The 18,864-nt window shown below is 66.8% G+C and carries 16 protein-coding genes and 2 riboswitches; of the genes, 10 read left to right on the top strand and 6 right to left on the bottom strand.

Annotation, left to right across the window (positions count from 1 at the left end; all coding sequences use genetic code 11):
- Positions 1 to 9: 9 nt before the first annotated feature.
- From ACVWWN_RS23425 to gcvP, 10 genes are all read left to right on the top strand, one after another.
- The gene (locus ACVWWN_RS23425; protein WP_457145983.1) at positions 10 to 612 is read left to right on the top strand and encodes a CDP-alcohol phosphatidyltransferase family protein; all 603 of its coding nucleotides are present in this window, start codon (positions 10 to 12) and stop codon (positions 610 to 612) included.
- On the top strand, positions 609 to 1,511 hold the full coding sequence (locus ACVWWN_RS23420) for a DUF881 domain-containing protein (protein ID WP_457145982.1): 903 nt from the start codon (positions 609 to 611) through the stop codon (positions 1,509 to 1,511). The genes ACVWWN_RS23425 and ACVWWN_RS23420 overlap by 4 nt, the downstream gene beginning before the upstream one ends.
- Before the next feature lie 22 nt (positions 1,512 to 1,533).
- Positions 1,534 to 1,866, top strand: coding sequence for a small basic family protein (locus tag ACVWWN_RS23415; RefSeq protein WP_457145981.1), 333 nt, complete (start codon positions 1,534 to 1,536; stop codon positions 1,864 to 1,866).
- Positions 1,867 to 1,889: 23 nt separating this feature from the next.
- Entirely contained in the window at positions 1,890 to 2,693 is an 804-nt protein-coding gene (locus ACVWWN_RS23410) for a DUF881 domain-containing protein (RefSeq protein WP_457145980.1), read from the top strand.
- Between the two features lie 46 nt (positions 2,694 to 2,739).
- Positions 2,740 to 3,135, top strand: coding sequence for a glycine cleavage system protein GcvH (gcvH, locus tag ACVWWN_RS23405; protein ID WP_457145979.1), 396 nt, complete (start codon positions 2,740 to 2,742; stop codon positions 3,133 to 3,135).
- A gap of 154 nt (positions 3,136 to 3,289) precedes the next feature.
- On the top strand, positions 3,290 to 3,769 hold the full coding sequence (garA, locus tag ACVWWN_RS23400) for a glycogen accumulation regulator GarA (protein WP_457145978.1): 480 nt from the start codon (positions 3,290 to 3,292) through the stop codon (positions 3,767 to 3,769).
- 29 nt (positions 3,770 to 3,798) lie between these two features.
- On the top strand, positions 3,799 to 4,539 hold the full coding sequence (gene ftsR / locus ACVWWN_RS23395; RefSeq protein WP_457145977.1) for a transcriptional regulator FtsR: 741 nt from the start codon (positions 3,799 to 3,801) through the stop codon (positions 4,537 to 4,539).
- A 60-nt stretch (positions 4,540 to 4,599) separates the two neighbouring features.
- A complete protein-coding gene (locus ACVWWN_RS23390; RefSeq protein ID WP_067072841.1) occupies positions 4,600 to 5,094 on the top strand; it encodes a bifunctional nuclease family protein in 495 nt (164 codons plus the stop codon).
- 241 nt (positions 5,095 to 5,335) lie between these two features.
- Complete coding sequence (locus ACVWWN_RS23385) at positions 5,336 to 5,959, top strand: MerR family transcriptional regulator (RefSeq protein ID WP_457145976.1); 624 nt, start codon at positions 5,336 to 5,338, stop codon at positions 5,957 to 5,959.
- Between the two features lie 91 nt (positions 5,960 to 6,050).
- Positions 6,051 to 6,149, top strand: a riboswitch (glycine riboswitch).
- Positions 6,150 to 6,259: riboswitch (glycine riboswitch) on the top strand.
- 45 nt (positions 6,260 to 6,304) lie between these two features.
- Positions 6,305 to 9,145 (top strand): aminomethyl-transferring glycine dehydrogenase, encoded by a 2,841-nt coding sequence (gene gcvP / locus ACVWWN_RS23380; protein ID WP_457145975.1) that lies wholly within the window; start codon positions 6,305 to 6,307, stop codon positions 9,143 to 9,145.
- On the opposite strand, the gene ACVWWN_RS23375 is transcribed toward gcvP, so the two are convergent.
- The 6 genes from ACVWWN_RS23375 to ACVWWN_RS23350 all read right to left on the bottom strand — a co-directional run bounded on the left by ACVWWN_RS23375 (position 9,142) and on the right by ACVWWN_RS23350 (position 18,842).
- Positions 9,142 to 9,801 (bottom strand): LysM peptidoglycan-binding domain-containing protein, encoded by a 660-nt coding sequence (locus ACVWWN_RS23375; RefSeq protein ID WP_457145974.1) that lies wholly within the window; start codon positions 9,799 to 9,801, stop codon positions 9,142 to 9,144. The genes gcvP and ACVWWN_RS23375 overlap by 4 nt on opposite strands.
- A gap of 241 nt (positions 9,802 to 10,042) precedes the next feature.
- Entirely contained in the window at positions 10,043 to 11,677 is a 1,635-nt protein-coding gene (locus ACVWWN_RS23370; protein WP_457145973.1) for a peroxidase family protein, read from the bottom strand.
- 67 nt (positions 11,678 to 11,744) lie between these two features.
- The gene (locus ACVWWN_RS23365; protein ID WP_457145972.1) at positions 11,745 to 13,820 is read right to left on the bottom strand and encodes a substrate-binding domain-containing protein; all 2,076 of its coding nucleotides are present in this window, start codon (positions 13,818 to 13,820) and stop codon (positions 11,745 to 11,747) included.
- A gap of 99 nt (positions 13,821 to 13,919) precedes the next feature.
- On the bottom strand, positions 13,920 to 16,130 hold the full coding sequence (locus tag ACVWWN_RS23360; protein ID WP_457145971.1) for a malate synthase G: 2,211 nt from the start codon (positions 16,128 to 16,130) through the stop codon (positions 13,920 to 13,922).
- 118 nt (positions 16,131 to 16,248) lie between these two features.
- Entirely contained in the window at positions 16,249 to 17,616 is a 1,368-nt protein-coding gene (locus ACVWWN_RS23355; protein WP_457145970.1) for an alpha/beta hydrolase, read from the bottom strand.
- Positions 17,613 to 18,842, bottom strand: a complete 1,230-nt coding sequence (locus tag ACVWWN_RS23350) for a lipase family protein (protein WP_457145969.1) — start codon at positions 18,840 to 18,842, stop codon at positions 17,613 to 17,615. The genes ACVWWN_RS23355 and ACVWWN_RS23350 overlap by 4 nt, the downstream gene beginning before the upstream one ends.
- Positions 18,843 to 18,864 lie beyond the last annotated feature (22 nt).

Here is an 18,864-nt window from a genome sequence, read left to right as displayed (position 1 = left end):
TTTACACGCATGGACCGCACGCCCGGGGAAGTGCGTGATCGGGTGCTGACGGTGCCCAATGCGTTGTCCGTGCTGCGCCTGCTGCTGGTTCCGGTTTTCCTGTACCTGCTGTTCGGGATCCACGCGAACGTGTGGGCCGTGGCGGTGCTGATGTTCAGCGGGTTCTCCGATTGGGCGGACGGCAAGATCGCCCGGTTGGTGCCCAACCAGTCGTCGCGGCTGGGGGAGTTGCTGGATCCAGCCGTCGACCGCATCTACATGGTCACCGTGCCGCTGGCGCTGGCCTTCCACGGCTCCGTGCCGTGGTGGATCGTGCTCACCCTGATCGGCCGTGACGCCGTGCTGGCCGCCACATTGCCGATCCTGCGCACCCGCGGGCTCACGGCGCTGCCGGTCACCTATATCGGCAAGGCGGCGACGTTCGCTCTGATGTCGGGTTTCCCACTGATCCTGCTCGGCCAGTGGGACGCGTTGTGGAGCCGCGTCATCCTGTGCTGCGGGTGGGCGTTCCTGATCTGGGGGCTGGCGATGTACCTGTGGTCCGGCGTGCTGTACCTGATCCAGGTGACGCTGGTGGTGCGGCGGATGCCCAAGCGCAGAGCAGAGAGATGACGTTTCTGGGTGGCTACGACCCGGAGGCCGGACGCAACGCACACGAGGTGAACAAGCCGACGTTGATCCCGGTGCCTTCGCTCCTGCGTTCGTTGCTGTCCGAACACCTCGACCCGGGCTACGCGGCGGCGGCCCAGGCGAAAGCCGCCCGGACACAAGGCCGCACGTCGGGGCGGGCCTGGGCGTGGCAGATTGCAGGCGCACTGCTGATCGCCGCGGTCATCGCGGCGGCCGTCGCGCAGGCGCGCTCGGTGGCTCCCGGCGTGAAGGAGACGCAGCAGGTGCTGGCAAGCAGTGTCCGGTCCGCCGAGGCCGGCACCAACGGGCTCGCCTCGAAGCGGGATGCGCTGGCGGCGGAGGTGGACGCCGAGCGGCGCACGCGACTGGAGGGTGACGAGCGCGGTCAGCAGCTGCTGCGCGCACTCGATCAGGCCGACTTCGCCGCGGCGGCCACTCCCGTGATCGGCCCCGGGCTGTCGATCACCATCACCGATCCCGGGGTGTCCAAGGACCTCAGCGACGTGTCGAAGCAGCGGGTCGAGGGCAGCAGACAGGTGATCCTGGACCGCGATCTGCAGCTGGTGGTGAATTCGCTGTGGGTCAGCAACGCCGAGGCTATCTCGGTCGGAGGAGTGCGAATCGGCCCGAACGTGACCATCCGCCAGGCAGGCGGTGGCATCCTGGTCGACAATCAACCGATCAGCAGCCCATACGTCATTCAGGCGGTCGGGCCGCCGCACGCGATGCAGGATGTCTTCGACCGCAGTTCCGGTCTGCAGCGCCTCCGGCTGCTCGAGACGAGCTACGGCGTCGTGGTGAACGTGAGCGCCGGCGACAGCCTGACGCTGCCCGCCGGTTCCATCCGAGACATCAACTTCGCCAAGCAGATCGGGCCCTAACGACGCCGATGAACGGACATACATGATCGGAATCGCCGCGCTCCTCATCGGCATCGTCCTCGGCCTGGTGTTCCACCCCAGCGTTCCCGAGGTCATTCAGCCCTATCTGCCGATTGCGGTGGTGGCCGCCCTCGACGCGGTCTTCGGCGGACTGCGGGCCTATCTCGAGCGCATCTTCGACTCGAAGGTGTTCGTGGTCAGCTTCGTGTTCAACGTGTTGGTTGCCGCGCTGATCGTCTACGTCGGCGACCAACTCGGCGTCGGCACCCAGCTGTCCACGGCGATCATCGTGGTGCTCGGTATCCGGATCTTCGGCAACGCAGCCGCCCTGCGGCGCAGATTGTTCGGCGCATGAGGCTTGAGGCATGAGGCATAGGCATGAGTGAGCAACCGCCCCAGCACGGCCGCCACGAGCTGCCACCCGACGAGCCGATCCCGAAGCTCGGTGAACTGCAATCCGGCGGGGTCTACCACGGCGTGGTGCGGCGGGGTCGGTCGCAGATCGCCTTCGGGGCGCTGGCGGTGTTGCTCTGCGTCGTGCTCGGCATCGCGATCGTCACGCAGGTGCGCCAGACCGAATCCGGCGATTCGCTGGAGACGGCCCGGCCCGCCGATCTGCTGGTGTTGCTCGATTCGCTGCAGCAACGAGAGGCGGCGCTCAATACCGAAGTCTCCGACCTGCAACGCACCATGGCACAGCTGCAGGCATCCGGAAGCAGCGACCAGGCGGCGATCGAGAACGCGCAGGCCAGGCTCGCCGCGCTGTCGATCCTGATCGGCACCGTGGCCGCAACCGGTCCTGGCGTGACGCTGACCATCCAGGACACCGCGCCGGGCGTGCCTGCCGAAACCATGCTCGACGTGATCAACGAGCTGCGCGCGGCCGGCGCCGAGGCCATGGAGATCCGCGGCGGGCAGGCGGCCATTCGGGTCGGGGTGGACACCTGGGTGGTCGGCAACCCCGGAGCGCTGATGGTCGACAGCACGACGCTGAACCCGCCCTATTCGGTTCTGGCCGTTGGTGATCCGCCAACCCTGGCCGCAGCAATGAACATCCCCGGCGGCGCCATGGACAGCATCGAACGCGTCGGCGGCACGATGGAGATACAACAAACCGATCGGGTTGACGTGACCGCCTTGCGGCAACCGAAACCCCGCCAATACGCTCAGCCAGTCAAATGAGCGTCGTCCGCAACTCAGCAGGACACCCTGGACACCGAGGAGCGTCGTGAGCGAGATCCCAGCCGAGCTGTACTACACCGAGGAACACGAGTGGGTGCAGCGCATTGCCGATGACACCGTACGGGTCGGCATCACCGACTACGCGCAATCGGCGCTCGGCGACGTGGTGTTCGTGCAGCTACCCGACGTCGGCGCCGAGGTGACCGCGGCCGAATCCTTCGGCGAGGTCGAGTCGACCAAGTCCGTGTCGGACCTTTACGCGCCCGTCAGCGCGAAAGTCGTTGCGGTCAATGGTGATCTGGAGAGCAATCCGCAGCTGGTGAACTCCGATCCCTACGGCGAGGGATGGTTGCTGGAACTGCAGGCTGAACCTGCGTCGCTGGATGAGGCACTGCACGGCTTGTTCGATGCGGACGCCTACCGCACCCACGTGGCCGAATGACTAGTTGTTAGGGTTCTGCAGACCGGATGTCGACAAGGGCGGATCCGGCGGTGGTGGACACAACGGGGTCCACTGCGCGGTACGGTCGACACCAGACGCATGACGGCTGGGCGCCCGGCCGGATATCGCCACAGCAGCCAGTGAGGAGCAGCGGGTGACGGACAACGACACGAACTCTGGGGCTGACCAGTCGTCTGACGAGGTCACTGTCGAGACGACGTCGGTTTTCCGGGCGGACTTCCTCAACGAATTGGACGCCCCGCCCGCGGCCGGTGCCGAGGGTGCGGTCTCCGGTGTCGAGGGGCTACCCGTGGGGTCGGCCCTGCTCGTCGTCAAGCGCGGCCCCAACGCGGGGTCGCGCTTCCTACTCGACCAGCCCACCACGTCGGCGGGCCGGCATCCCGACAGCGACATCTTCCTCGACGATGTCACCGTCAGCCGTCGCCATGCCGAATTCCGGCTGGAGACCGGAGAGTTTCAGGTGGTCGACGTCGGCAGCCTGAACGGCACCTACGTCAACCGTGAACCGGTCGACTCCGCGGTGCTGGCCAATGGCGACGAGGTGCAGATCGGCAAGTTCCGCCTGGTCTTTCTGACCGGGCCCAAGGGCGATGACAGCGGCGGGGCCAGCTAATGACCGATGAGCGCTCGCGCGAGGAGTAAATGAGCCAGCCCGACACCCCCGCGCTCACCGGGATGTCGATCGGAGCGGTCCTCGATCTGCTGCGACCGGACTTCCCGGACGTGACCATCTCCAAGATCAGGTTCTTGGAGGCCGAAGGGCTGGTCACGCCGGAGCGCACGGCGTCGGGATACCGGCGGTTCACCGCCTACGATTGCGCACGCCTGCGGTTCATCCTGACCGCGCAGCGCGATCAGTACCTGCCGCTGAAGGTCATCAAGGCCGAACTCGACGCCCAACCGAACGGGGAGCTGCCGCAGGCCCGATCCGCTTACGGCGTACCGCGTTTGGTGTCGGTGCCGGCGGACCTGGCGGGCGACCCGGCTGGTTTGTCCGGCGTCGCACCCACCCAGGTGCGGCTGTCCCGCGAAGATCTGCTGGCCCGCTCGGAGGTGGATGAGGAACTGCTGTCCGCACTGGTCAAGGCCGGCGTGATCACCACCGGCCCGGGCGGCTTCTTCGACGAACACGCGGTGGTGATCGCACGGTGCGCACGCGCATTGTCGGACTACGGTGTCGAACCGCGGCATCTGCGGGCGTTCCGCTCGGCGGCCGACCGCCAGTCCGATCTGATCGCCCAGATCGCCGGACCGGTGGTCAAGGCGGGCAAGACGGGGGCGCGCGACCGCGCCGACGACCTCGCGCGCGAGGTGGCAGCGCTGGCCATCACGTTGCACACGTCGCTGATCAAGTCGGCGGTGCGCGACGTTCTCGACCGCTGAGGATTAGACTCGATTTCAAGGCTTCTTGGCAGGCTTATCTCGCGCGGAGGGCAGACACAGATGGGTGAGGTTCGTGTGGTCGGCATTCGCGTGGAACAACCCCAGAACCAGCCGGTCCTGCTGCTCCGGGAGTCCAACGGTGACCGCTACCTCCCGATCTGGATCGGCCAGTCCGAGGCCGCGGCGATCGCGCTGGAACAGCAGGGTGTGGAACCGGCCCGGCCGCTGACGCACGACCTGATCCGAGATCTCATTGCCGCGCTTGGGCATTCGCTGAAGGAGGTCCGCATCGTCGACCTTCAGGAAGGCACCTTCTACGCGGACCTGATCTTCGACCGCGACATCAAGGTTTCGGCGCGACCCTCGGACTCAGTGGCCATCGCGCTGCGCGTGGGTGTGCCGATCTATGTCGAGGAGGCGGTGCTCGCCGAGGCGGGCTTGCTGATTCCCGACGAGAACGATGACGAGGCGGCCGGTGCAGTCCGCGAGGACGAGGTCGAGAAGTTCAAAGAGTTTCTCGACAGCGTGTCGCCCGACGATTTCAAGGCGACTTAGACAGAAACCCGAGACGCTGGGGTCCTCGTGCGCGGCTCAGCCAGCGGATTTGTCACGGAATCGTCTCGTCGTTCTCGACACGCGGCGCGCGTTTCTTTCAACTACGTTCGGGGCAGCCATACTTTGATCGCGACGAGCAGTAATGGCTCCGCGGGAAGCGTATGCTCGACACATTCGAGCTTGGCAAACGTGCGCCCATGCAGGTCACAGACGCGAGTTCGATCGGCGAGAGGATTCGAGAGTGGGAGACACGCCACGACAGGAGCAGCTGGATCTGTCCGCCACCAGCGGCCCCACAGAACCGGCCGCCAGTTCGCCCAGCGAACCCGTGCAGGGCGGCCTGTTCCCCGACAACTCGGTGCCGGATGAACTGGTCGGCTACCGCGGGCCCAGCGCCTGTCAGATCGCCGGCATCACCTACCGGCAGCTGGACTACTGGGCACGGACCTCACTCGTGGTGCCTTCCATCCGCAGCGCGGCCGGATCGGGCAGCCAGCGGCTGTACTCGTTCAAGGACATCCTGGTCCTCAAGATCGTCAAGAGATTGCTGGACACCGGAATTTCGCTGCACAACATCCGCGTCGCCGTCGATCACCTGCGGCAGCGCGGAGTACGCGACCTGGCCAACATCACGCTGTTCTCGGATGGCACGACGGTGTACGAGTGCACCTCCGCTGAAGAGGTCGTAGACCTACTGCAGGGCGGCCAGGGGGTGTTCGGCATCGCCGTCTCGGGCGCGATGCGCGAATTGACCGGCGCCATCGCCGACTTCCCGGGCGAACGTGCCGACGGTGGCGAATCCATCACCGCCCCGGAGGACGAGCTGGCATCGCGACGTAAGCACCGCGACCGCAAGATCGGCTGAGACTTGTCGCTGCAGTTCGCCGCGGGTCGACGGCCGTTGCGGCGGCCTATTCGTGCTGTGATCCCGCTCACCGGTAGAATCAATCGAGCATCGCCCTTACGCGGGAGAGTTCCGTGACCGCCAGTCACGGACGCCGAAGGAGCAACACCTCTCCGTCAACCTCTCAGGCACCCGGGACCGCGCTCGGCCACGATGCCTCTGGAAAGCGGTAAGCGTCGCGCTTACCCGCCCATGGGGAAAGGCTGCGCGCAGGCCGAATCTCTCAGGCGCCCGATGCGGGTTGACGACAGAGGGGGAGGAACCCAGCGGTACCCGCTCGAGTTCCTGGGCCCTACACGTCGGGAGATGTCACCAGTGTTCCACCACGACCAACCCAATTTCGCCGACCGGCATATCGGACCGGATGCCGACGCCGTCTCGACCATGTTGAAGGCGATCGGCGTGGGTTCGCTCGACGAGCTGGCCGACAAGGCGTTGCCGGCCGGCATCCTCGACGCACTGTCCGCCGCTGGAATCGCTCCGGGGCTGGATCAGCTGCCGCCGGCCGCCAGTGAAGCGGAGTCGCTCGCCGAGCTGCGCGCGTTGGCCGACGCCAACACGGTCGCCGTGTCCATGATCGGCCAGGGCTATTTCGATACGCTGACCCCGCCGGTGCTGCGGCGCAACATCCTTGAGAACCCGGCCTGGTACACCGCCTACACCCCGTACCAGCCCGAGATCAGCCAGGGCCGCCTCGAGGCGTTGCTCAACTTCCAGACGATGGTCGCCGACCTGACCGGACTCGAAGTCGCCAATGCCTCGATGCTCGACGAAGCAACCGCCGCCGCCGAGGCGATGACGCTGATGCACCGCGCCGTGCGCGGCCCGTCGAACCGGCTCGCGGTTGATGCCGACATCTACCGGCAGACCGCTGCGGTGCTGGCCACCCGCGCCGAGCCGCTCGGTATCGAGATCGTGACCGCTGATCTGCGACAGGGCCTGCCGGACGGCGAGTTGTTCGGTGTGATCGCGCAGTTGCCGGGGGCCGGCGGCGCGGTGCCGGACTGGGCGGAACTGGTTGCGCAGGCCCATGAGCGCGGCGCACTGGTGGCGATCGGCGCCGATCTGCTGGCGCTGACGTTGCTCACCCCGCCCGGCGACTTCGGCGCCGACGTCGCGTTCGGCAGCACCCAACGCTTCGGTGTACCAATGGGATTCGGCGGACCCCACGCGGGTTACCTCGCCGTGCAAGCCAAACACGCCCGGCAACTGCCCGGTCGCCTCGTCGGGGTGTCGGTCGACGCCGACGGATCGCCGGCGTACCGGCTGGCACTGCAGACCCGCGAACAGCACATCCGCCGCGACAAGGCCACCAGCAACATCTGCACCGCGCAGGTGCTGCTGGCGGTGATGGCCGCCATGTACGCGAGCTATCACGGCGCCGACGGGCTGGCGGGAATCGCCCGCCGCGTCCACGGCCACGCCGAATTGCTCGCCGGGGCGCTCGGGGATGCGCTGGTGCACGACACGTTCTTCGACACCGTGCTGGCCCGCGTTCCCGGACGCGCCGACGAGGTGATCAGTGCGGCGAAGGCCAAGGGCATCAACCTGTGGCGCGTCGACGACGATCACGTTTCCGTCAGCTGTGACGAGGCGACCACCGATGCCCACGTCGGCGCCGTGCTGGAGGCGTTCGGGGTTTCGGCCGCCGAGCCGGTGCACACGGAAATCGAAACGCGGACATCTGAGTTCCTGACACACCCAGCGTTCATCAAGTACCGCACCGAGACCGAGATGATGCGATACCTACGGTCTCTGGCCGACAAGGACATCGCGCTGGACCGCAGCATGATTCCGCTCGGTTCCTGCACCATGAAGCTCAATGCGGCAGCCGAAATGGAGCCGATCAGCTGGCCCGAGTTCGCCCGCCAGCACCCGTTCGCACCGGTCGCGGACACGCCGGGGCTGCGCCAGCTGATCTCCGATGTGGAGACCTGGCTGACCGGGATCACCGGCTATGACCGGGTGTCCTTGCAGCCCAACGCCGGTTCGCAGGGGGAGTATGCCGGCCTGCTGGCGATCCAGGCCTACCACGCAGAGCGCGGCCAGCCGCACCGCGATGTCTGCCTGATCCCCTCGAGTGCGCACGGAACGAATGCGGCGTCCGCGGCGCTGGCCGGCATGCGCGTCGTGGTGGTGGCCTGCCGCGCGAACGGCGACGTCGACCTCGATGACCTGCGTGCAAAGGTGACCGAGCACGCGGATCGATTGTCCGCCTTGATGATCACCTACCCCTCGACCCACGGCGTGTACGAGCACGACATCGCCGACATCTGCGCCGCGGTGCACGACGTCGGCGGCCAGGTGTATATCGACGGCGCGAATCTCAACGCGCTGGTGGGGTTGGCGCGTCCGGGCCGGTTCGGCGGTGACGTGAGCCACCTCAACCTGCACAAGACGTTCTGCATTCCGCACGGCGGCGGGGGTCCGGGCGTTGGGCCGGTCGCGGTGCGCGCACACCTGGCGCCCTATCTACCTGGTCACCCGCTGGCCGAGGAACTTCCCGAGAAGCACGCCGTGTCGGCAGCACCGTACGGTTCGGCGTCGATCCTGCCGATCACCTGGGCCTACATCCGGATGATGGGTGCGGCGGGCCTGCGTGCGGCGTCGCTGACCGCGATCGCGTCCGCCAACTACATCGCCCGCCGCCTCGACGAGTACTACCCGGTGCTCTACACCGGCGAGAACGGCATGGTCGCTCATGAGTGCATCCTCGACCTGCGCGGCATCACCAAGGCCACCGGTGTCACCGTGGACGATGTGGCGAAACGACTGGCGGACTATGGTTTTCACGCTCCGACGATGAGCTTCCCGGTGGCGGGCACGCTGATGGTGGAGCCGACGGAAAGCGAAAGCCTGGCCGAAGTGGACGCGTTCTGCGAGGCGATGATCGCGATCCGGGCCGAGATCGACCGGGTGGGGGCGCGCGAATGGACCGTTGAGGACAATCCGCTCAGGGGCGCGCCGCACACCGCTGAGAGCCTGCTGGTCGCCGACTGGGATCATCCGTACTCGCGTGAGGAAGCGGCCTACCCGCTGGGTAAGGGTTTCCGGCCCAAGGTGTGGCCACCGGTGCGCCGAATCGACGGCGCCTACGGTGACCGCAACCTGATGTGCTCGTGCCCACCGGTCGAGGCGTTCGCCTAACCGCCGAGCTCGAACGACGGGAAGTAGATCACCTCACCGACGGTGATGTGGTCGGGGTCGTCGATGAAGTTGGCCGCGGCGACCATGTTCACCAGGGTGAACGTGCGGTCCGCCCCGCCGTCGCCGTAATTGTCCTCGACCAGCTTCCACAGCGTGTCACCGGCGGCCACCGTGCACTTGCGGTTCAGCCGAGGCTGAATCAGCACCGTGCCCGGCGCTGGGTCACCGTCCGGCAGCTGATTGGCGATCGAGATGATCGTCCATAACCGGGCTTCGCCGTACCAGCGCTCCGCCAGCCCCTCGAGGGTCTCGCCTGAGACGACGGTGTGGTGCCCGGCCTCGGCGAGATCGGGGATCAACAGCCATTCGCCGACGATCAGGTCGCGTTGCGCAGCCCCGTTTGGTATCTCGTATACCCCGCTCATCGCGGCGTCGTGGTAGAACTTCAGCGCCAGCTTCTTCTTCGTGTCACCGGCTCGCACGTGGTAACGCAAGGTGACGTACGGGATTTCCAGCTCCTGTCCCACCACGATGACGTCGGGGTCGGCCAGATGGTTGATCACGGCGATCACCGGATTCAGCCGCCCGTCGCCGTAGAACCGCCCGGCGAGTGCCCACAGGGTGTCGCCGCTCTGGATTTGATACTTCGCGCTCATAGGTGTCCCCTCGGTGTCCTTGATGCTGGATGCCGTCCCGGTCGGGACGCATGGAGATTGTGGAATCCAAGTGGGGTCGGGTCGCGAGTAGTGCACTACTCGAATCGGCACGCGCTGGCCACGTCCTCCGAGCTGTTGGCCCAGACCCGAAGTGCCACCCGCTGCCGATTGGCGAGCTGCCCGGAGCTGGGCGTTACCAGCTCGAGGTGCCGAGGAGTTCAGCCGGGCCGCGGTGGCCCCGCTAACGGCGCCACCGGAATGAGCGCCGTTCCTGGTTGAAGTCCACCCGGGGATTCGGCGCCTCGCCGGGGATGTTGCGCTTGACGATCTGGGCCAGAGTGCTCGTCGACCTGATCACGCCCATTCCGGCTGTGGAGAACGTCTCTTCGTTGAAAATTCCCGGGGCGAGCAGCGGATTGGTGAGCGACTGCGAGAATGCGTCCACCGCCACCATGGTGGCCATCAGCGTTGGTAACAGCCCGCCCTTCCGGATGTCCTCGGCGAACAGACCCGGGTACAGCTCGACCTTGTCGATATGGCCGTAGCAGTTCCGAAGAGCCTCCCGCACGGTGGGATTCGACGAGAGATCCTCCAATGAGGTCAATCTGGGGTAGCCACATCGCACCCGGTAATCGTTGTAGGAGGCGAGTTTGGTCGTGCGTCCGACGCCGATCGACTTCCCTTCGATGTCGAGCATCGAGGGGTCGGTGTTGAGCAATCCGATCGCGTTGCAAGGCTGCCTCGATGCCTCGTCGAACAGTGCCGCGAGGCCGTTGGAGGTCACCAAGTCGTTGTCCCACAGCACGTCTTTGACGTCACGGTCTTTGCCACCGACCCGCATGCGGCTGGGAATCATGGTGTGCCAGCGGTACAGCAGATTGAACTCGACTGACATCCAATTCTGGCGATACCACTTCTCTCTGACACCGATGCCCGATTCCGCGAACAGCTTGAACTTGATCGGCGTGATGTGGTTGATGTAATCCTCGATGACCACCTTCAGCAGCACCACGATCAGCGTATTGCGAGTCGTCTCGAAGACCCGGTCGTCGTCCCAATCCGGGTTCTCGGCGGCGATCAACCTGGCGACGCGGTTGTGCTCCCGCAGGAACAGCGTGCTCATCATGACCAGGCCGTAGTGGATGTTTCCCCGTGCGATGCCAAGGGCGAAGAGCTTCTCCTTCTGCGAAGGGTCGAACTCCACCAGCGGAACACCGGTCTTCGGATCTTCGAATGGCAGGTTCGCGATCTTGTCGCTTCCTGGGAACACGATCTCGAGGTTCTTGTACTCGCTTCTGACCTTGCCGTCCTCGCCGAAGTAGTGGGGCGGGAACTCCTGCCCGTTGATGAACTGGCTGGCCAGCTGTCCCCTGCCGGCGGCGCCGTAGCGAAGAACTTTCGTCGTGGTGTGCGTCTGCCCGTACAGCTGGCTGAGGTCGATGTCGTGGGTTGACTTGTTCTTCCGGACGTTCCTGGGGTCGGTACGCAGGAAGCCGTCGACGAACCACTGTGCGAAGTGGGGAAACAGCAACGTCGACTTGGGCGAGATTTTTCCGCCCGCCCCCGGTCGCCGAAACAACTCGGTGACGTCGCCGACCTCCGGAGGGGGCTCCTGCAGGGCCGGGTCCTCCGACAGGTGGCGCGCACTCCACCGACGGTCGGTGAGCCCGGGCCAGGACCGGTAATCGGCGAGCGTACTCAATCCCGATGGCCGTGGCGGCATCGTGTGGATGAGCCGGTTGATCAGCGTGCGGTTCACCAGCGAGCGCACCCTCGGCGTCCGGCGCAGGACCCACCACACCGGACCGAAATGCGTGGTCGCCCCGATCCGCAGGCCGTTCTTCCACCCGTTCTTGCGCCAAAACCCCCCGGTCACAGGATGAACGATCGCAGAATTTCGCGCCGGCTGTGCGGATTCGGCCCGCAATGACGCCGTAATTCGATCAGCCGAGGAAGGTGGTGACCGCCGACGTCAGGTCCGGTGATGTCGAGCTGTCCACGTTCTGGTAGGTTCCGCCGCTGGCCTGCGCGACCGCCTCCCAGGTCGCCCGGTCGGAGTCGTTGCCGAAGTCGATGACGTTGATCGCGACCGGCCGGGCCGGATCGAACGCGCCGCGGATGTACTGCTGCAGACCCGAACCGTCCAGCGACTGGTCGGTGTGGGGGCCCGTGGTGACCACCAGGATCGAATTACTCTGGCCTTGACGATAATTCGCCATCGCATCGGTGTAGATGAGCCGCAGCGTCGTGAAGGACACCGCGCCGCCGGCCGATGGGGATTGCGAGTTCAGGGCGGACGTCAGTGCCTCCGCGCGCCGCTGGCCGTTGACCTGGTCGGACAGCGGGCCCGTACTCACCTCCGACCTGCCCTCCGTGCCGTCGAAGCTCCACAGCCCGATGGCGGAGTTCGGCGGGAGCGCCTGCAGCCGCGCGTTGAGCGCCGCCACCACGTTGGCCAGCCGGGATTTGCCGCCCTCGTCGGCCGGCATCGACTGGTCGAGCATGATGGTCACCGCCGGATTGTCCACGGGCGCGGTCAGCGCGTTGGCCAGCGTCGTGCGCATGGCGTTGTCGCCGACCGACAACGGCGCGTCCACCGGCGCGAAGTTGGTGACGTCATTTTTCGGCGGGGTGCCGCCGTCGAACCGGAAGCCCGCCTTGCCGAGCTCGGCGAGGTGTTCGGGCTTGCGCATGAACCGCGCGAATTCGCTGGCGGCGCTGACCTGCTCCTGAGACAGCCACTTTCCACTGAGCAAAACGGTCGGATAGTCCGCGGTGGCGGTCGGGCCCGGTGGCAACCACATGGCGAGTTTGGACTTCGCGTCGGGCAGCGACGCCGCGCGCTGGAACACCTGCTGTTCCGTGGTGACCACGGCATGCACCGGTGCGGTGGCCGGATCACCGGCGTTCACCAACGCATCCATCGCGGTACCGGCCTTCGTGTCGGCGAGTTTGGGTTGGCCGGCGATCAGCGTGCTGACCGCGCCCATCCCGGCGCTGGCCGGCGCACCGTCGGGCGCGGACGCCGCGGCCACCGCCTCGGCAGCCAGGTACGACGAGTCGCTGTCGCCGCTGAGCGGCAGGGCCAGCCGCAGCGAGCCCCATCCGGAAAGGTCGAGGCCGTCCAACGCCGTGGGGTTGGTCTGCAAGCCGGGCAGCGTCGACCAATTCTGTTGACCCAGGTTGTCTTTGAGTTGCGGGGAAACGGCGAGCACCACCGGTGTGCTGACCAGCGAGCGGCTGTCGCTCACCGTCTCCTTGCCCGCCGCCCCTTCCAGCCGGGCCTCGGCCACGGAACTGGCCGGGACCCACAGTGCGGGGCGCTCACCGAGTTCGCCCGGCCAGTTGCCGACGAAGCCGTTGACCACCTGGTCGGAATCGGCGGGCTTGACGCCGACCTTGACGCATCGGTCTCCAACCGGGCTCGCGCTTTCGTTGTACGACTTCGCCAGCGTCTGGATCTGGTCGGCGATCGAAGGATCCGCGATCACCGCGACGGCGAGTTCACCGTCGACGCAGCGGGCGGCGGCGGCGTCCGAGCGGCTGGACAGTGCGTCGCCGAAGAAGCGCCACAGGATGAACGCGCCGACGACCACGACGACGGTGATGAGTGCGGCGATGACTCCGATGCTGACGCCGCGCCGCTTCGTGGTCACTGCGCGGTGGCTGCCGGTCCACTCGCCACCCTCCCATTCGCCGCCGTGCGCGGGGCCGCCAGGCCCCCGTGGCGGGGAAGTCGGGCCGCCGCTGAACATCCATCCCCGGTCGCCGGGATGGTCGGTGCCGTCGTAATCCGTTTCGTCGTAACCGGATTCGCTGTAGTAGGAGTCGTCGTCGTGAGAATCGTCGTAGTAAGAGTCGTCGTCGGACTCGTCGTCCGATGTGCCGTATCCCGACTCGCCGTAATCCCCTCCGTAGTCGGGATCGTCTCCGGCTTGGCCGAAACGCTGGGTCTCCGGCTCGTCTGGCCCCTGTTCGCCAGCCGAATCGTCGGGATCCGGAATGCTGTGCCTACCCATTCCTGCCCTTGTGCTCGTGTTGTCGACCGGTCATTGTTGGCCCGCCATCCGACGTTGCCGAAGTGTACTCAACGTCGGTGTGATCCTGCCCGAGACGACTCAGCCACCGTTGTTGGCGGCCCACTCCTTGAATTCGCGGCGCCGGCGATGAAGGATCGGTTCGGTGTAGCCGTTCGGCTGCTGGGCGCCGGACAGAATCAGCTCCTGAGCGGCCTGGAACGCGATGCTGCCGTCCGGGTCGGGCGCCATCGGGCGGAAGTCCGGATCCTTGGCGTTCTGCTCGTCCACCTTTTCGGCCATCCTGCGCAGGCTGGCCTTCACGTCATCTTCGGTGATCACACCGTGGCGCAGCCAGTTCGCCAGCAGCTGGCTGGAGATGCGCAGCGTGGCGCGGTCCTCCATCAACGCCACGTCGTGGATGTCGGGCACCTTCGAACAGCCGACACCCGCGTCGATCCACCGCACCACGTACCCAAGGATGGACTGGCAATTGTTGTCGACTTCCTCGCGGATCTCTTCCGAAGCCCAGGCGAGCTCCTTGGCAAGCGGGATCGTCAGCAGCTCATCGACGGTGGTGCGCGTCTTGCCCTCCAGATCCTTCTGCACCGTGAACACGTCCACCTCGTGGTAGTGCATCGCGTGCAGCGTGGCCGCGGTCGGGGACGGCACCCATGCGGTGGTCGCGCCTGCCTTGGGCTGACCGATTTTCTGCTCGACCATGTCGGCCATCAGTTCGGTCATCGCCCACATACCCTTGCCGATCTGCGCCTTACCGGAGAAGCCGGTCGCCAGGCCGGCATCGACGTTCGCGTCCTCGTAGGCCTTGATCCACGTCGTGCCCTTCATGGCGCCCTTGCGGATCATCGGGCCGGCCTCCATCGAGGTGTGGATCTCGTCGCCGGTGCGGTCCAGGAAACCCGTGTTGATGAACGCCACGCGGTCTGCGGCCGCCTTGATGCAGGCCTTCAGGTTGACGGTGGTACGCCGCTCCTCGTCCATGATCCCGACCTTGAGCGTGTTCTGCGGCAACCCGAGAACGTCCTCGACCCTGCTGAACAGCTCGCAGGTGAACGCGACCTCATCCGGTCCGTGCATCTTGGGCTTGACGATGTACACCGAACCCGTCCGGCTGTTGACCATGGGGCCGTTGCCGTCGCCCGCCTTGAGGCCGTGCACGGCGATCAAGCTGGTGAACAACGCGTCCTGGATTCCCTCGTACACCTCTGTGCCGTCGGCGGTCGTGATCGCGTCGTTGGTCATCAGATGCCCGACGTTGCGTACGAACATCAGGCTGCGCCCGGGGAGCGTCAACTCCCCACCCTCGGGGGTGGTGTACGTCCGGTCCTCGTTGAGCACCCGGGTGAAGGTCTCGTCGCCCTTGGTCACCTCTTGGGTGAGGTCACCCCGGTTCAGGCCGAGCCAGTTGCGGTAGCCGAGCACCTTGTCGTCCGCATCGACGGCGGCCACCGAATCCTCGAAGTCCATGATCGTGGTGATCGCGGACTCCAGCAGGACGTCCTTGACGCCCGCCGCATCGGTGGAACCGACGGGGGAATCGGGGTCGATCAGGATCTCGATGTGAAGACCGTGGTTCGCCAACAACACCGACCACTGGGGGGAGCCGAGCACGCCGGTGTAGCCGACGAACTGGTCGGGACTGGCCAGGCCCGTCGACTGATCGTCACCGAGGTCGACGACGAGCTGACCCGCCCCGTCCTCTTGATTGATCTTGATGCCGGTCGCGTCGCTCCATGAGCCCGAAGCCAGTGGCACCGCGCCGTCGAGGAACTGACGGGCGTAGGCGATGACCTTGTCACCCCGCACTCGGTTATATTCGGTGCCCTTTTCGGCGCCGTCGTCCTCACTGATGACGTCGGTGCCGTACAGAGCGTCGTAGAGCGAACCCCAGCGGGCGTTGGCCGCATTGAGCGCGAACCGCGCATTGAGGATCGGAACCACCAGCTGCGGCCCCGCGGTCGTGGTGATCTCGTCATCGACGTTGGCAGTGGTGATGGTGAAGTCGTCGGGCTCAGGTTGCAGGTAGCCGATCTCGGTGAGGAATTGCTTGTAGCCCTCGGGGTCGATCGGCTCGATCACGTGCTGACGGTGGTACCTGTCGATCTGCGCCTGAAGCTCGTCGCGGCGGGCCAGCAGGTCCTGGTTCTGCGGACCGAGGTCGGTGACGACCTTGTCCACCCCCGCCCAGAAGCTGTCGGGGTCGAGGTCCGTGCCCGGCAGCGCCTCATTGTTGATGAAGTCGTACAGCACCTGGGCGACGCGTAGGTTACCCACCGTCACGCGGTCCGTCATATTTCCTCCCTCGCCTGCAAGGCGCTCCACGCGCCATGCCGTCGATCCAGCTTACCCGCGGGTAACTGCAGCTTTACGCCGTGCGCCGGTTGACGGTCACGGCTCGCAGCAGTTTAGGTCAGCCCGCTCCCGGGCCGCCGGGGAGTGGGACGGGGTTCGCCGCGGGAGTTCCCAGTCGACCGGCCAACCACGGCAGCGCCGCGGCGAAAGCCTTGGCGGCGTCGCCGAAGTCGTGGTCGCCGCCTTGCGGAACCACCGAGCATTCGATGCCGCTGCTGCTCGCCAACGAGCAGAGGTAGTTCGCGACGCCCAGGTGATCCTCCGGCCCAAGGCCTGCACCTCCGTCCGGACCCGGCGCCGGCGCGGTACCCGCCGCCCGGTACATCGGTTGCCCCGGTCCGGAAACCGCAAACCATCCGGCGACGCCGGTGAACGGCCCGCGAACCGTCATCACCGCGGTGGGATCGAACGCGCGGTATGCGGCGGCGTCGCCACCGAAGAGCCGGTCGATCGTCTGGTCCTCCGAACCCGCGTTGGGTCGGAGCTGACCGTCGATGTCGAGGAACGTGCTGAACACATCGGGGTGCATCACCGTCGTGGTGATGGCGCAGGTGCCACCCGCCGACCAGCCGACGATTCCCCAGTGGGCCGATTCAGGACTCACCGTGAAGTGTGACTCGACGTACGGGACGACGTCCTTGGTCAGGTGGTCGGCGGCATTGCCCCTCACCCCGTTGACGCATTCGGTGTCATTGCTGAATCGCCCGCCGGTGTCGACGAACACGAGCAGCGGCGCGTTCCCGCCGTGTCGTGCGGCGAAGTCGTCTGCGGTGCGTTGCGCCTCTCCGGAGTCGGGCCAGTCGCTGGGACGTCCGAACTCGCCGCCCGCCATCACCAGGGCGGGCAGCGGCGGCGGGGCGTCGCCCGCGAACCACGCGGGTGGAAGGTAGACGAGCTCGTCTCGGTGGGGGAAGCCCGAGCCGGTGTCGGGGATCCTCACCGAGACCAGCACGCCAGTGTGCGGTATCTCCCGGTGCTCCCGCATGTGCTGCACCGTCGCCTCGTCCACCTGGCTGGGCAGCGGCTTCTCGGCGGCCCGATTCCACAGCGAGCCCACCGTCGGCAGGTATCCCGTCCACGCGTCGACAGTGAGCGCGACACACCCGACGCACAGTGGTATCGCGACGAGCGATGCGCCACGTCGCCACCATGTGGCGGTCCGCCAGCCGCTCGCGGCGACCGCAATGACCAGCCCGCTCAGCGCGATCCACCACCACAGGAACCATGGGGCGGAATCGTCTGCGATCGCCTCGTAGTCGATGAACCAGTGTGCGGCGAGCGCCAGCACGGCTCCCAACCCCGCCGCGAGCGGGATCCAGACTCTCCGCCAGCGTCGGCTGCGCCAGCCGATCGCGACGACAAGGACGCCTGCGGTAACGGTCTGGACGAGGATCGGCAGCCAGCCGTGCGTCAGCGCGAAGTTCACGAGCGCGGTTTCGTCTCAGCCACCGACCGACTGGCGGGGTAGCTCGGCACCGGACAGTCGGTTGTGGCGGGATCGGCGTCGAATCGGGCGTTGATCCACCCGATGACGGGCGTCGGGTCGGCACCCATCGGGGCGCCCACCTGGATGACGTCACCGAGGCCGCACGAGCGCCGGAGCGCATCCGCCGTCCAGTCGGTCGGGAGCAGATCCCCCTCGAGGCCGGCCGCGACGAGCATCGGCGCCGCCGTGCGGCCCTGCGGAAGCGACGTCTTTTTCAGGTACCCAGCCAGGATGTCGCTGGCTTCCTGACCGTCCGGCCGCAGATCGTCCGGCCCGAGCGCCGCGGCGAGCGCGGCGCGGTCAGCGAATTGCGGGCCCCAGCAGGCCGACAGTTCGTCCCAGTGGTCCTTGGCGACGCCGTGGCGGTAGCCGTCCAGGTCGAAGTCGCCGTACTCCTCGTGCAGCGCCTGAAGGTATTGCTGTAACACCAGTTGCTGGTCCCGGTTCAGCGTTCCCGCGGCCGCGCCGTCGGCCAGTCCGGCGAGGGCGGCCAGGGGCGCAACGGCGATCGCCCCGACCAGCCGCAGGCCGTCGTTGTAATCCGGCGAGAGCTCGTTAGCCGCCCACGCCGCCTGCCCGCCCTGGTCGCGGCCGTAGGCCAGCCACACGTCCGACGCGGCGGGCACCAGTCGCCGGGCCGCACGCACCGAGTCGATGAGGTTGTAGCCCTCGGTCGACGAGTCGAGGAAGGGGTGATAGTCGGCGGCGCCGCCGAGCCCCTGATAGTCGGTCATCGCGACCATGAAGCCGGCGCCGACGAGCGCGGCAATCAAGGGCGCCGAGCCGAGCAGGGTCGGGGACGCCGACGGCGCACATTCGGTGTGGATGCCGGACATCGGATGACCCACCGCGACGATGCGCCAGCCGCCTGGGGGCGGGCCGCCCTCAGGCACGAACACCGTCCCGGTCACCTGCGGGTGTTCGTCGTTAACACCCGAACTGGAGACGTAGGTGATGCGGGCCGCGAGCGACGTCTCGGCGCGCAGCAAGGGGTCGAGTTGGGGCAGGGTCTCGGCGGCGATCAGCGTTCCGGGCCCCGAGCCGCTGAAATCACCACGCATCGGTGCCCCCGTCGGCGGGGTGTGCTGTGCGATCGGTGCGGGCGCGCAGCCACCGAGCAACAGCACGGAGACGGCGAGCGACGCGAACGTCGCCAGTGCGCGCATCGAACTCCTCGTCGTCGGACCC

Source organism: Mycobacterium sp. URHB0021, from assembly GCF_054057895.1.
This window is presented reverse-complemented; position numbering and strand designations above follow the sequence as displayed.

What these genes read in the sequence shown, in the direction of transcription:
- ACVWWN_RS23425 (WP_457145983.1), top strand. Translation starts at nt 10, where the DNA reads ATGGACCGCACGCCCGGGGAAGTGCGTGATCGGGTGCTGACGGTGCCC.
- ACVWWN_RS23420 (WP_457145982.1), top strand. Translation starts at nt 609, where the DNA reads ATGACGTTTCTGGGTGGCTACGACCCGGAGGCCGGACGCAACGCACAC.
- ACVWWN_RS23415 (WP_457145981.1), top strand. Translation starts at nt 1,534, where the DNA reads ATGATCGGAATCGCCGCGCTCCTCATCGGCATCGTCCTCGGCCTGGTG.
- ACVWWN_RS23410 (WP_457145980.1), top strand. Translation starts at nt 1,890, where the DNA reads ATGAGTGAGCAACCGCCCCAGCACGGCCGCCACGAGCTGCCACCCGAC.
- ftsR (WP_457145977.1), top strand. Translation starts at nt 3,799, where the DNA reads ATGAGCCAGCCCGACACCCCCGCGCTCACCGGGATGTCGATCGGAGCG.
- ACVWWN_RS23390 (WP_067072841.1), top strand. Translation starts at nt 4,600, where the DNA reads ATGGGTGAGGTTCGTGTGGTCGGCATTCGCGTGGAACAACCCCAGAAC.
- gcvP (WP_457145975.1), top strand. Translation starts at nt 6,305, where the DNA reads ATGTCACCAGTGTTCCACCACGACCAACCCAATTTCGCCGACCGGCAT.
- ACVWWN_RS23375 (WP_457145974.1), bottom strand. Translation starts at nt 9,801, where the DNA reads ATGAGCGCGAAGTATCAAATCCAGAGCGGCGACACCCTGTGGGCACTC.
- ACVWWN_RS23365 (WP_457145972.1), bottom strand. Translation starts at nt 13,820, where the DNA reads ATGGGTAGGCACAGCATTCCGGATCCCGACGATTCGGCTGGCGAACAG.
- ACVWWN_RS23360 (WP_457145971.1), bottom strand. Translation starts at nt 16,130, where the DNA reads ATGACGGACCGCGTGACGGTGGGTAACCTACGCGTCGCCCAGGTGCTG.
- ACVWWN_RS23350 (WP_457145969.1), bottom strand. Translation starts at nt 18,842, where the DNA reads ATGCGCGCACTGGCGACGTTCGCGTCGCTCGCCGTCTCCGTGCTGTTG.